Annotated in this window: 10 protein-coding genes; 5 read left to right on the top strand and 5 right to left on the bottom strand. The window is 56.5% G+C overall.

Annotated elements, in window-relative coordinates; all coding sequences use genetic code 11:
- Positions 1–178: 178 nt before the first annotated feature.
- The 4 genes from ACA056_RS14600 to ACA056_RS14585 form a co-directional block, all read right to left on the bottom strand.
- Complete coding sequence (locus ACA056_RS14600) at positions 179–1,042, bottom strand: phosphatidylinositol-specific phospholipase C domain-containing protein (protein WP_497265554.1); 864 nt, start codon at positions 1,040–1,042, stop codon at positions 179–181.
- A 150-nt stretch (positions 1,043–1,192) separates the two neighbouring features.
- Entirely contained in the window at positions 1,193–2,488 is a 1,296-nt protein-coding gene (locus ACA056_RS14595; RefSeq protein WP_497265552.1) for a glycosyltransferase, read from the bottom strand.
- 168 nt (positions 2,489–2,656) lie between these two features.
- Positions 2,657–4,162 carry a PhoPQ-activated protein PqaA family protein gene (locus ACA056_RS14590; RefSeq protein WP_497265550.1) on the bottom strand — a complete coding sequence of 502 codons (1,506 nt, stop codon included), beginning with the start codon at positions 4,160–4,162 and terminating at the stop codon, positions 2,657–2,659.
- A gap of 165 nt (positions 4,163–4,327) precedes the next feature.
- A complete protein-coding gene (locus ACA056_RS14585; RefSeq protein WP_497265548.1) occupies positions 4,328–4,687 on the bottom strand; it encodes a response regulator in 360 nt (119 codons plus the stop codon).
- Between the two features lie 261 nt (positions 4,688–4,948).
- Between ACA056_RS14585 and ACA056_RS14580 the strand changes: the two genes are divergently transcribed.
- From ACA056_RS14580 to ACA056_RS14560, 5 genes are all read left to right on the top strand, one after another.
- Positions 4,949–8,440 (top strand): response regulator, encoded by a 3,492-nt coding sequence (locus ACA056_RS14580; RefSeq protein WP_497265546.1) that lies wholly within the window; start codon positions 4,949–4,951, stop codon positions 8,438–8,440.
- On the top strand, positions 8,440–9,273 hold the full coding sequence (locus ACA056_RS14575; protein WP_201181444.1) for a CheR family methyltransferase: 834 nt from the start codon (positions 8,440–8,442) through the stop codon (positions 9,271–9,273). The genes ACA056_RS14580 and ACA056_RS14575 overlap by 1 nt, the downstream gene beginning before the upstream one ends.
- The gene (locus tag ACA056_RS14570) at positions 9,270–9,863 is read left to right on the top strand and encodes a chemotaxis protein CheB (RefSeq protein ID WP_497265544.1); all 594 of its coding nucleotides are present in this window, start codon (positions 9,270–9,272) and stop codon (positions 9,861–9,863) included. The genes ACA056_RS14575 and ACA056_RS14570 overlap by 4 nt, the downstream gene beginning before the upstream one ends.
- Entirely contained in the window at positions 9,857–11,038 is a 1,182-nt protein-coding gene (locus tag ACA056_RS14565) for a hybrid sensor histidine kinase/response regulator (protein WP_497265542.1), read from the top strand. Before ACA056_RS14570 ends, ACA056_RS14565 begins: the two co-directional genes overlap by 7 nt.
- Positions 11,039–11,115: 77 nt before the next feature.
- Positions 11,116–11,493 carry a response regulator gene (locus ACA056_RS14560; RefSeq protein ID WP_008146959.1) on the top strand — a complete coding sequence of 126 codons (378 nt, stop codon included), beginning with the start codon at positions 11,116–11,118 and terminating at the stop codon, positions 11,491–11,493.
- 6 nt (positions 11,494–11,499) lie between these two features.
- Here the strand turns inward: ACA056_RS14560 and ACA056_RS14555 are convergent, their stop codons facing one another.
- Entirely contained in the window at positions 11,500–13,152 is a 1,653-nt protein-coding gene (locus ACA056_RS14555) for an ATP-binding protein (RefSeq protein ID WP_497273538.1), read from the bottom strand.
- Positions 13,153–13,166: the final 14 nt, after the last annotated feature.

The raw sequence follows: 13,166 nt of genomic DNA, 5'->3' as shown, positions 1-13,166 counted from the left end.
CGTTGATTCGCCCCATCCGTGGGGAGAAGTAGTTTATGTGTCGGATGTGGCGGGGTGCCACATTCGTATCACTCGCCTGAGACAAAAGGCTTTCATGACCCAGCATAGAGGTGCGTGGCAGTATTGCCAGCGTCGGAAACACTTACACAAGAATAGCTATTTGATGGCGCGAAAATTGTTAATTTCGCTTGCTCGCTTTCGTCAGGTTTACAGTTCGGCAATAAGAGACAATGTTGGACTCTTCAATAAAGTCGACATTGATGATGTTGCATTTCAATGCCCAGTCGCTTTTCTTCGGATCGAACCAGGAATTAAGCTCGTCATGAATATCCACGGGGCCGCCGAGAGCACTGTAACTGGTAGCGGAAAGCGACCACGGTGCCCATGTTCCTGGCGGGTTTTTCAGCACATTAAAAATGTGCTGTTTCAAATCAGCGGCATTGGTGATACCGCTGCCAGACCATTTGTGCCCGATCTGCTCGTGAAATACATTTCGATCAAGAGCACTGTGCCATGGGGCGGCGACTAAAATTCTTTGTACAGAGCTTATTTGTTTGAGTTGACGGAGGCTCAGAGGCCGGTTTTTTGTGGGGATTATGCGATGGCCAAGAAAATGGACCATCATGTTGTTGAAGTTAGCGAAATCAAACTGATCCCCTTTCAATTCATGAAAATCGAGGATGATGAATTCATTGGGGCTCTCCTCAAGAAATTTTTCCACGTCGATTATAAGGTTCACCAAGGTGCGAGCATTTCGGTAACCGTTGTGATGAATACAGAATTTTCGGAGTTCCGGCGCGTCGGCGTCGAACATTAAACGGATATCGAGCGCTCGAGAACCGTGGCGTAGTTGGGAATAAAACGATTCGTGCTGACAGGCCAGCCAGTGGGCGCCTGGAATCAGCGGCCAGGACGCTTTCCAGTCGCTGCCCGCGTAATGGGTGCCTGGCAGCGTCAATTCGCAGAGCGACAATGTATCAATTGCCGGAGTAGCGGTCATCCAGTTGTTAAGTGTGTAATTACTCTGAACAAAGTTGTCCATTTAATGCGTCCTTGCATTGATTTGTTAGGTGTGGGGGGGGGGTGCTGAACTTAACTAATAAAGTTAAGGTTCGGTTGGGTATTTATAGAGATGGTATTAAGCTTGGTCAATAACAGTGATAATGCAAAATGTTTGTTATTGGAGTAAGTGCTATAGCGGATTTCGATTCTTTGCCTCAATCCATTGCGCCATATACTTCGTGCTTTTATGATGGTGATGACGCAACATACTTCCCGTAAAGTTATCGCCTCTAAGTTGGGCCAGGTGTTGCTGGCAATACAACAACTTTTCGATCAATGCCGGGCCATGTTCCGACTGTCGATAACGATCGGCCAGCAACGTCTGCCCCAGGGACTGGGCGCCTGTCCAAAGTGCTTCATCCTTGTACAGCTGAACCGCGCAATCGGCGAACGCCTGCGCTGTCCGGGTCACGGCGCCGGGCCAGAGAAGTTCGCCGTGCATCGCTTCGGCGCCGATTGGCGTTGTGACCGTGGGCGTACCACACAACATGGCGTCGACAATCTTGCCTTTGATGCCGGCACCGAAGCGTAAGGGCGCCAGGCATATCCGCGCGCAAGACATGACTTCTAACGCATCTTCCGCCCAGTTCATCACATGAAACCCCTGGCCAGGGTTGTGCAACGCAGTCGCTTTGGGCGGTGTGTAAGCACCGTAAATGTGCAATTGAGCCGTTGGCAGTTGCGCGCGAATCAGCGGCCAGATAGTGGTTTTCATCCAGAGCACCGCATCCCAGTTGGGCGCATGACGGAAGTTGCCGATGCTGAGAAAGTGCGCACGGTCTTCAAAAGAAACCGCTGGCACGCTCGGTAGATCGACCATCAGCGGGCACCAGTGCAGCAAGTGGCGCGGCAGCTTGAATTGCTCGACCAGCAACTCGATCTCTACTTCGGAAATCATCAGATTCAAGTCGCAACGATAAATCGCTGCGATTTCCCGTTTGGCCAGATCGGTCTCGGCCATGAGCTCAAACTCTTCACGTAACGCCGGCGCGAACAGTTCATTGAAGTCATTGGCGTCGTCACTGGCCTTCAAACGCTCCTTGAGGCGTTGATGGCGGGCATCTCGCAGGCTTTGCAGGTCGGAGGTCTCAAGCACGCGCAAGGCATCGGGGCATTGTTTTTCAACTCGCCAGCCGAACTGTTCTTCCATCATGAATCGATCGAACAGAACGATATCCGGGGCCAGTTCGCTGATGAACGTGTCGAAACTGCTGTTGTTCAATTCGATCGGGACTTCGCGAATGCCCAGGACCGTCAGGTCTGCCCGGTGTTCACCGGTGCCGGCCGGGCTACTGAAAGTAATGTCCCAGCCTTGCTGCAAGAAGGTCTCGAGAATTTGCATCATGTGCCCACCGGCCGCTGAAGAGCGGGGCTCGGGCCAGACGTAACCAATGACCAGGACTTTGATTGCGCGGGGCTGGGTCATCGGTATTCCTTGAGACGGGTAATCGGGTAGGGGCGCAATTAAACCACAGCAAGCGTGGCATTGAGCTGAACGCTCCGGCGTCAGGCGCAAGAAAATGGATGACCGAGAACAGTCAAGGAAACACGACAACCCCACAGAGCAAAAGGGTTGAGATTGTCGTGTCGTGATTTACTGACCCAGGGTGGCGGGTAGCGTTCTGCAAAATGCCTGATCGGCGGGTGGCGGCTGATTCGGATATGTTTCCGGAAGCACCTTGACCATCGTCGTTTCGACAACGCCGTCTGCATACTCAGTTTCGATGAACTGGGCGATCCAGCCCTCCTTGGGAGCACGGAGAGTCGCCTGGACATCCATTGCGACCGGCAATGGTTTTGCGGTGTAGCGCACGCCGCAGTTGTACCGGAAGTCCCGGGCCTTCGGGTTGAGCGCTGTCCACTGAGTCGTCCTGATCGGCATTTCGGACAAGGTCAGGTGCAACTTGGTCGATGTGGCGTCCAGGCGCCGTTCCTGTGCCTTTAACCTCGGTGCGGTATTGCCGGTCTGCCGCCGCTTGATATAAGGAATCAGGTTCGCTTCAACAAACGCCCGCACATCGTGGGCGGAATTGGGAATGACCCGAAGTGTATTGTTACCCGGCAGGTCCGGAAAATACTGGCGTGAAGCATCCGGGATGAAGAAGTCATCGCCACTGGCGTTGACGATGTATTTCGGGATCTTCAAGCGGTCGGTGTAGCCGGGCAGATTCCGATAGGTCATCGGGTCTTCGACCTGCATCAGCTTCTTGAACGGCTCGCTCTTGCGTTGGGCGATCACGCCTTGCAAGTAGTAGTCGATGTACGCCAGTGGCCAGTTACCGCCGTAAGCCAGAAACGTCTGGTCGAACACTTTGTCCGTGTTCAAGACGTCGATGACAAACGGCACGATGCTATCGACGCGTGAGTCCGCAAGGGCGGACAGCCATACCGCCCAACCGCGTTTCGACGCGCCGGTGGCAAGAAAACTCACCACTTGGCCTGGCTGCGTTTCCTTTTGGGCCAGGTCCATGGCCTTGACCAGCGCTTCCATCATCGGCACATGCAGCGACATAAAGGGCTGTTGTTCTGGGGCCTGCATGAATAGTTTCCAGCTGTGGGCAACGCTGCCATCTTCTGTGCGCGGCACGCCATCATCGCTGTAGGTCAAATACTGGTTAGGGACATTGCTGACAGCCACTACGATCAAACCGGTTTGCCGGGCAATGTTGAGAAGTGTTTGCTGCGAAAAGTTGTTGGGTGCTCCCGGAGACTCACCAGGCAAAGGGTTGTTGACGCCGTCGTTGGCGACCAGCACGGCGCGCGTACCCTTGACGTTGTCGGGAATGTACAGGTCGACTCCATGGGGCCAGTCTGCCGGGGTGACTTGACCACCCTGGCCCCAGGACTGTGACGTCAGCTCGAAGCGCCGGATGTTGACGCCGGGCTGTTGCTCTTTTCCCTTACTGATGTAGCGCAGCGGTTGCGTCGCTTCGGCTTTGCGATAACAGCTCAATACTTCGCTGAACGCCTGTCCGCTCTGTTCAAAACAGTGTTGGGGATTGTCGGAAGAGGCTGACTGGCAACCATATCCGGCGATGAGCATCAGCAATAATCCGCTGATTTTCAAATAACGTGCGGAGCGTTCGGTTCGACTCGGCATGGACTCGGTTCCTTATGAGTGGGATCACCGGTCCAATCAAACGCCAGGCGGACGGCCTTTTCTACTGTCAAACTTGACAGGTCAGAGCCCAAAAACGCCGAAAAATGCAGCCTTACGTCGGTTTATGCAGAAAAGTGGTGGGGCCAAGATGCCCAGTCAACTGTCTCAGGCCAGCATGCCTTTGACCTTGTCGCGCAACTGATCAATGGAAAACGGTTTACCAATCACGTGCATACCTTCGGGCACATCAATACTTTCGGCATAACCGCTAGCAAACAGGATGGGCAGCTCGGGACGCAGCATCCGCGCCTGTGTGGCTAGTTCACGGCCGTCCATCACCTGCAAACCAACGTCTGTCATCATCAAATCGATGTACTGATCTTCATCGTTGAGAAACTCCAGCGCCTGTTCGCTGCCATCGGCCTCGAGCACCTTGAACTCGAGTTCCTCCAGTACATCGACAATCAGCATGCGCACGATGGCGTCGTCTTCGACTACAAGGATGATGGACGCGTTGACGGACATAGTGAGGGGTCTCAAAGGTTGAATTCGCATGGTCGGTCGATCGAAATCGCCGGGCTCTTGCTTGAGTAAATGACGGAACCCGACAAGTTCCCAGGCGGTAGAAAAAAGAATAGCCGCACAAGTGCGGACAAGGATAACCGCTCCTTTACGATGGAGCAGTGGAATGTAGGATTTTGCGCGAAAAGGTGTCAGAAAATTGGATCAATCCGGCGCTTTTGGGGCAAACTCCTTGGTTTTCAACAGCTCGACAAGGTTTCCCCCATGACATCCGCGTCTTCGGTTGATGAGCAACGATTTCGTAAACTCCTGAGCCGCAACGTCAGCCTGCCGTTGGGTGTCGGCGTGCTCAGTGCAGTGTTCTTTGTCTCGCTGATCACTTACCTGCTGTCGGTGATCCAGTGGGTCGAGCACACCGACCGGGTGATCAATAACGCCAATGAATCGATCAAGCTGACCGTCGATCTGGAAACCGGTATGCGCGGTTTCCTGCTTACTGGCGACGAGCACTTCCTTGAACCCTACGAAACGGCCAAGCCGCGAATCGCTGTCGCCCTCAATACCTTGCTCGAACTGACCGCGGACAACCCGGTGCAGACCGACCGCCTGCACCGGCTCCAGGCCTTGCAGAATGAGTGGGCCACTTACGCGCAGACAATGATCGATTTGCAGCGTGCCAGCGGCGATTACCGCAGCGCGGTCAAGGCCGGGCGCGGCAAGCGGCTGACCGATGAGATCCGCAAGCAATTCGAAGACGTGATCGACATGGAGCAACAGTTGCGCACCACGCGCAACGAGCAAGTGCGCCGCACCACGATCTGGAGCATCAGCCTTTATCTGTTGTTCATCGCCGGGATCAGCGCATTGCTGGCCTACATTGGCCGTCGGGACTTGCTCAACCTTTCACAAAATTACAGCGCCAACCTCGCCAAGCAACAGGCCAGCGCCCAGCGTCTGGAACAGCAGGCCTGGCTACGCAATGGCCAGACCGAACTGGCCGAACAAGTGCTGGGGCAACTGTCGCTTAATTTGCTGGGCCGCAACATTCTGCAGTTCTGCGCGCAGTACCTGGGCACCGCCGTAGCAGCTATTTATGTCCGTGAAGAACACGGCGGTCTCAAGCGCATCGCGTCTTACGGTTTCTCCCGCGAGCAGGAAGCGCGCGAACAGCACATTTACAGCGATGAAGGCATTGTCGGCCAAGTGGCGAACCAGGCTCGCTTGATTCGTCTCGATGACGTACCGAGCGATTACTTCAAGGTCAGCTCCGGCCTGGGCGAAGGTCTGCCGCACAGCGTGCTGGTGGTGCCGACCAGTGACGACGATCGGGTCAACGGTGTGATCGAACTGGGCTTCCTGCGCCCGCTGACGGACCGCGATGTCGAATTGCTTGAACTGATTGCCGCCAACATCGGCACGTCCATCGAGGCCGCTCGCTATCGCCATCGTCTGCAGGAAGTGCTGGCCGAAACCCAACAGCTCAATGAAGAACTGCAAGTCCAGCAGGAAGAGCTCAAGACCGCCAACGAAGAGCTGGAAGAGCAGTCGCGGATTCTCAAGGAGTCCCAGGCGCATCTGGAGACCCAGCAGGTTGAGCTTGAACAAACCAATGAGCAGCTCGCCGAGCAGGCCGGGATACTGGCTGAGCAGCGCGACGCCATGGACCTGAAGAACACCGAGCTCAATCAGGCCCAGACTCAGCTCGAAGAACGCGCCGAAGAGTTGCAGCGCTCGAGCAAGTACAAGTCTGAATTCCTCGCCAACATGTCCCACGAGTTGCGCACGCCACTGAACAGCTCGTTGATCCTGGCCAAGTTGCTGGCGGAAAACCCCCAGGAAAACCTCAGCGCCGAGCAGGTCAAGTTTGCCGAGTCGATCTACTCCGCCGGCAATGATTTGCTTAACTTGATCAACGATATTCTCGACATTTCCAAGGTCGAGGCCGGCAAGCTTGAGATGCGCCCGGAGAACACCAGTGTCGCGCGTCTGGTGGATGGCTTGCGCGGGATGTTCCAGCCCTTGGCGACCGACAAGAAACTGGATTTCCAGGTCGAGGTGCAGGCCGGTGCGCCGATGATGATCTTCACCGACCGCCAACGTCTGGAGCAGGTCATCAAGAACCTGCTGTCCAACGCGGTGAAATTCACCGAAAAAGGCACGGTCAGCCTGACGGTTGCCAACCAGCCAGGCGACGGTATCGCCTTTATCATTCGCGATTCGGGGATTGGCATTGCCGCGGATCAGCAGGAGAGCATTTTCGAAGCCTTCCGCCAGGCCGATGGCACCACCAATCGCCGCTACGGCGGCACTGGCCTGGGGTTGTCGATTTCCCGTGACCTGGCCGCCTTGCTTGGCGGTTCCATCAGTGTCACCAGCGAGCCGGGGCAGGGCAGTGTGTTCACGCTGGTTTTGCCGCAGCAATACGTTGAACCGGGCGAATCGCCTGTCGAACCGATGAGAGCCACGCCGGTTGCCTTAGCACCGAGAGTGGCGACCACCCCGCTGGTGCCGTTGATTGCCGAAGTCGATATCCCGCGTTTCGACGACGATCGCACCAAGGCGCCATTCGCCACTCGTTGCATTCTGGTGGTGGAAGACGAGCCGAACTTTGCCAATATTCTTTATGACCTGGCGCATGAGCTGGGGTATCGGTGCCTGGTAGCGCACGGGGCGGATGAAGGTTATGAGCTGGCCAAAGAGTTTATCCCGGACGCCATTCTGCTGGACATGCGCTTGCCGGATCATTCCGGGTTGACCGTGTTGCAACGCCTGAAGGAGCACGCTGAAACCCGGCACATTCCGGTGCATGTGATTTCGGTGGAAGACCGGGTCGAAGCCGCGATGCACATGGGCGCCATTGGTTACGCGGTCAAGCCGACGACCCGCGAAGAACTCAAGGACGTGTTTGCCCGCCTTGAGGCCAAGCTGACCCAGAAAGTCAAACGCGTCCTGCTGGTCGAAGACGATGATGTACAGCGCGACAGCATTGCCCGGCTGATCGGCGATGATGACATCGAGATCACTGCCGTGGGCCTGGCCCAGGATGCACTGGACCTGCTGCGCACGACAATTTTTGACTGCATGATCATCGACCTGAAGCTGCCGGACATGCTGGGCAACGACCTGCTCAAGCGCATGTCCACCGAAGATATCTGCTCGTTTCCGCCCGTGATCGTCTACACCGGGCGCAACCTGACCCGGGACGAAGAGGCCGAGCTGCGCAAGTATTCGCGCTCGATCATCATCAAGGGCGCACGCTCGCCTGAGCGTTTGCTGGATGAGGTCACACTCTTTCTGCACAAAGTCGAATCCAGGTTGTCCCATGAACGCCAGAGGATGCTCAAGACCGCGCGCAGCCGCGACAAGGTTTTCGAGGGTCGCAAGGTGCTGCTGGTGGACGACGATGTACGCAATATCTTCGCCCTCACCAGTGCCCTGGAGCAAAAGGGTGCAGTCGTGGTCATCGGCCGGAACGGCCGTGAAGCGATTGAAAGACTGAATGAAGTCGAGGACATCGATCTGGTGTTGATGGACGTGATGATGCCGGAGATGGATGGTTACGAAGCCACCATCGAGATCCGCAAGGACCCGCGCTGGCGCAAGCTGCCGATCATTGCGGTGACGGCCAAGGCCATGAAGGACGATCAGGAGCGCTGCCTGCAAGCGGGTTCCAATGATTACCTGGCCAAGCCCATCGACCTAGATCGCCTGTTCTCGCTGATTCGCGTGTGGTTACCGAAGATGGAACGCATTTAGTGGAACGCAATTTTTCAGTGGAGCGAAATAGCGAAATCGAAATTCGCTTGTTGATCGAGGCGATCTACCTCAAATACAGCTATGACTTTCGCGACTACTCCGGCGCTTCGATCAAGCGCCGGGTCAATCACGCATTGAGCCAGTTCGAGTGCACGACCATTTCAGCGTTGCAGGAAAAGGTCCTGCACGACCCGACGGCGTTCATGCAGTTGCTGCAACTGCTGACGATCCCGGTCAGCGAAATGTTCCGCGACCCTTCGCATTTCCTGGCGATCCGCAAGGAAGTGGTGCCGCTGCTCAAGACTTACCCCTCGATCAAGATCTGGATCGCCGGTTGCAGCACCGGTGAAGAGGTCTATTCGATGGCCATTCTGTTGCGCGAAGAAGGCTTGCTCGATCGCACCATCATCTACGCCACCGACATCAATCCGCGCTCGCTGGATAAAGCCAAGCAAGGGATTTTCTCCATGGAGAATGTCCGCGCCTACACTCATAACTATCAGCAGGCAGGTGGCCAGCGTTCGTTCGCCGACTACTATACGGCGGCCTACGGTTACGCCATTTTCGACAAGACGCTGTGTGAGAACGTAACCTTCGCCGATCACAGCCTGGCGACTGACAGTGTCTTTTCAGAGACTCAATTAATTTCGTGTCGTAATGTTTTGATTTACTTCAATAAAAAACTTCAGGATCGTGCTTTCGGTTTGTTCCATGAATCCCTTTGTCATCGAGGATTTTTGGTGCTGGGCAGCAAGGAAACCCTGGATTTCTCGGCCTACGGTAACCAGTTCGAACCGTTGGTCAAACAAGAACGGATTTACCGCAAATCATGAACAGTGCAGCGGATTTGCCTTCTATTGAGGCTATCGTGATCGGCGCCTCGGCCGGCGGTGTGGAAGCATTGCTGAACATCCTCAGTCCTCTGCGAGAAGGCTTCAAGCTGCCGATCATCGTGGTTTTGCACCTGCCGGACGAACGTCGCAGCCAACTGGCCGAGGTGTTCTCACGGCGAGTAGCCATGCCTGTACTGGAAGCCCACGACAAAACGCTGGTCGAAGCGGGAACGCTGTATTTCGCGGCACCGGGTTATCACTTGTCGGTGGAGCAGGACCGCAGTTTTTCCTTGAGCCTGGAAGCCCGCGTGCATTATTCGCGACCGGCCATTGATTACCTGTTCGAGTCGGCTGCTGATGCCTACGGTTGCGCGCTGGCCGCGGTGTTGTTGACCGGCGCCAACCGTGATGGTGCCCGCGGCCTGGCCCAGGTCAAGCGTCGTGGCGGCATCACCATCGTCCAGGACCCGGACGAAGCCCAGGTCGCGACCATGCCTCAGGCTGCGCTTGATATACACCAGCCGGACCACATTCTCCCTATACGCGGCATCGGCCGTCTGCTTGTCGAGCTGGAACGAATCGCATGCTAAGTACTATCCAGGCCAAACTACTGATCGTCGACGATCTGCCGGAGAATTTGTTGGCGCTCGAAGCGTTGATCAGGCGCGAAGACCGTATCGTCTATAAAGCCTTGTCCGCCGACGAAGCCTTGTCGCTGTTACTGCAACACGAATTCGCCATGGCCATTCTCGACGTGCAGATGCCCGGCATGAACGGCTTCGAGCTGGCCGAGCTGATGCGTGGCACGGAAAAGACCAGGAACATCCCGATCGTGTTCGTCAGTGCGGCCGGTCGTGAGCTGAACTACGCGTTCAAGGGCTATGAAAGCGGTGCCGTGGACTTCCTCTACAAACCGCTGGATATCCACGCGGTCAAGAGCAAGGTCAACGTGTTCGTCGAACTGTATCGCCAAAGCAAGGCGATGAAACAGCAGGTCGAAGAGCTGGAGCAGAGTCGCCGTGAGCAGGAAGCGCTGCTCAAGCAGTTACAGAGTGCCCAACTGGAACTGGAGCAAGCGGTGCGCATGCGCGATGACTTCATGTCCATCGTTGCCCACGAAGTCCGCACGCCGCTCAATGGTCTGATCCTCGAAACCCAGTTGCGCAAGATGCACCTGGCCCGGGACAACGCTGCGGCGTTTACCCTGGACAAGATGCACGCGATGGTCGACCGCGACGAGCGGCAAATCAAAAGCCTGATCCGCCTGATCGAAGACATGCTCGATGTGTCGCGCATTCGCACCGGCAAGTTGTCGATCCGACCGAAGCGCTTCGATCTGGCAGCGCTGGTTCGCGGCTTATTGCAGAACTTTGCACCGCAGATCGATGCTGCCGAGTCCTCGGTCACCCTGGAGGCCGAGCAATCGGTGGTGGGCAGCTGGGACGAGTTTCGTGTTGAACAGGTGATTTCCAACCTGCTGACCAATGCTTTGCGCTACGGCGCCAAGAGTCCGATCACCGTTAAGGTGTACAGTGAGAGCGGTCAGGCTCGGGTGGAAGTGCGCGATCTAGGGATTGGCATCAGCGAGGAGAACCAGAGGCGTATTTTTCAGCAGTTCGAACGCGTCACGGCCAAACACGCTGTCGCGGGGTTGGGCCTGGGGTTGTTTATTTCCGAGCAGATTGTGGCCGCCCATGGCGGTTCCATTACCGTCGAAAGCCGGATTGGCGAAGGCGCCTTGTTTCGCGTTTGTCTGCCGCTATAGGAAAACAGCCAGATAAACGCAACCTCTGATCGACCCCACGGTCGTATCAGCAGCTATTGACCGAACAAAGGCTTCCCATGAGTGAAGATGCACAAGACGTCGTATTGATCGTCGAAGATGACCCCTCCATTTTGATGGTGCTGTCGGCCTATCTGTCGGGTGAGGGCTACCGGGTATTGCAGGCCGAAAACGGCGAGCAGGCCTTCGAGATTCTATCGAGCAAACCGCACCTGGACATGATGATCACCGACTTCCGCCTGCCGGGCGGAATCTCTGGCGTCCAGATCGCTGAACCTGCCGTGAAGCTGCGACCGGAGCTCAAGGTGATCTTTATCAGCGGTTATCCGCAGGAGATCCGCGAGACGGACAGCCCGATCACCCGTAAGGCGCCGATCCTGGCCAAGCCGTTCGATCTGGATGTGTTGCAAGAGCTTATGCAGGAAATGCTCTCGTAAGCACCTTCAGACGCGGATCATCTCCCGCACCTTCGCCGTCAGCAGGTCGAAGGTGAACGGCTTGGTGATCATCTGCATGCCGGGATCAAGGAAACCACCGCGCACCGCTGCATGTTCGGCGTAGCCGGTGATGAACAAGACCTTGAGATCTGGCCGGTATTGCCGGCCGATTTCCGCCAGTTGCCGTCCATTCATGCCGGGCAATCCAACGTCGCTGATCAACAGATCGATACGCTGCCCGGAATCGAGAATCGGCACTGCGCTGTCGGCATCGCCGGCCTCGACGAAGGCATAGCCCAGCTCACTCAACACCGTACTGACCAACACCCGCACCGCCGGATCGTCTTCGACGATCAGCACTGTTTCGCCGTTTTGCGCGAACGTCGCGTGCTGGACGTCCACCGGGTTGTCCTGAGGCAAGTCACCGCCGAATCGCGGGAGAAACAGGCTCACCGTGGTGCCTTCGCCCACTTCACTTTGAATGGCGACGTGTCCGCGTGATTGTTTGCTGAAACCATAGATCATTGACAGTCCAAGGCCTGTGCCCTGGCCGATGGGTTTGGTGGTAAAGAACGGATCAAAGGCCCGGTTGATGGTGCTTTGCGGCATGCCACACCCGGTGTCTGTGACGCTCAGCACCACGTAATCACCCGGTTGAAGGTTGCTTTGGGCTTCGGTGAAGCCAATGTCCAGATACTGATTGGTGGTTTTCACCACCAGTTTGCCGCCATCGGGCATCGCATCCCGAGCATTGATCACCAGATTGAGCAGGGCGCTTTCCAGTTGATTGGGATCGGCCTCGGCCACCCAGAGTTGTTCGCTCAGTTGCATGTCCAGCTGAATGCTTTCGCTGATGCTGCGCTGAAGCAATTCGCCCATGGAGACCACCAGGGTGTTCATTTCCACGGGTTTGGAGTCCAGCGACTGACGCCGGGAGAATGCCAGTAGACGGTGGGTCAGGCCTGCCGCGCGGTTGGCTGAGGTCACACCCAGGTCGATCAGACTGTCCAGATCGTCCGTGCGCCCACGGGCCAGGCGTCGGCGCAGCAGCTCCAGGCTGCCGATGATGCCGGTCAGCATGTTGTTGAAGTCGTGGGCAATGCCGCCGGTGAGCTGGCCGACCGCTTCCATCTTCTGCGATTGGCGCAGGGCTTCTTCATTGTGGCGCAGCTGGGCGGTGCGTTCCTCGACCTGCTGTTCAAGCGTTTCGAGGGTGTTTTGCAGTCGCAGTTCGCTTTGACTCAGTTTGATCAGCCGGTCCCTGGCTTCGTACTGTCGTCGACGTCCGCGCAACGCGGTGGTCACCAGGCTGATCAACGTGACCGGGTGAAAGGGACGCTCAAGAAAGGTCACGTTTCCTAGCTGTGGGCCGTAGCGCGACGCCGGGTTTTGTTCCGGGCCGCCATGGTAGGTCATCAATACAATCGGAAGGTCAGACCAGGCAGGCTGTTGCTCGATCAGACCGAGCAGCGGTTCAAGATCACCGGCCAACAAGGCCTCGGAAGAAATCAGCAGCAAGCCTGCCCCTTGCTCCAGCTCGTTGCACAAAGCCACCAGGTCCCGAGTAATCACCCCGTCGTAACCCGCTTCATTGAGCATCATCAGCGCAATCTGGCTGTCGCGACCCAGCGGCGCGAGAATGATCGCGCGCTCGGACATCGCTTCCTGGGCAA

It is taken from the genome of Pseudomonas sp. LBUM1666 (genome assembly GCF_059695775.1).
This window is presented reverse-complemented; position numbering and strand designations above follow the sequence as displayed.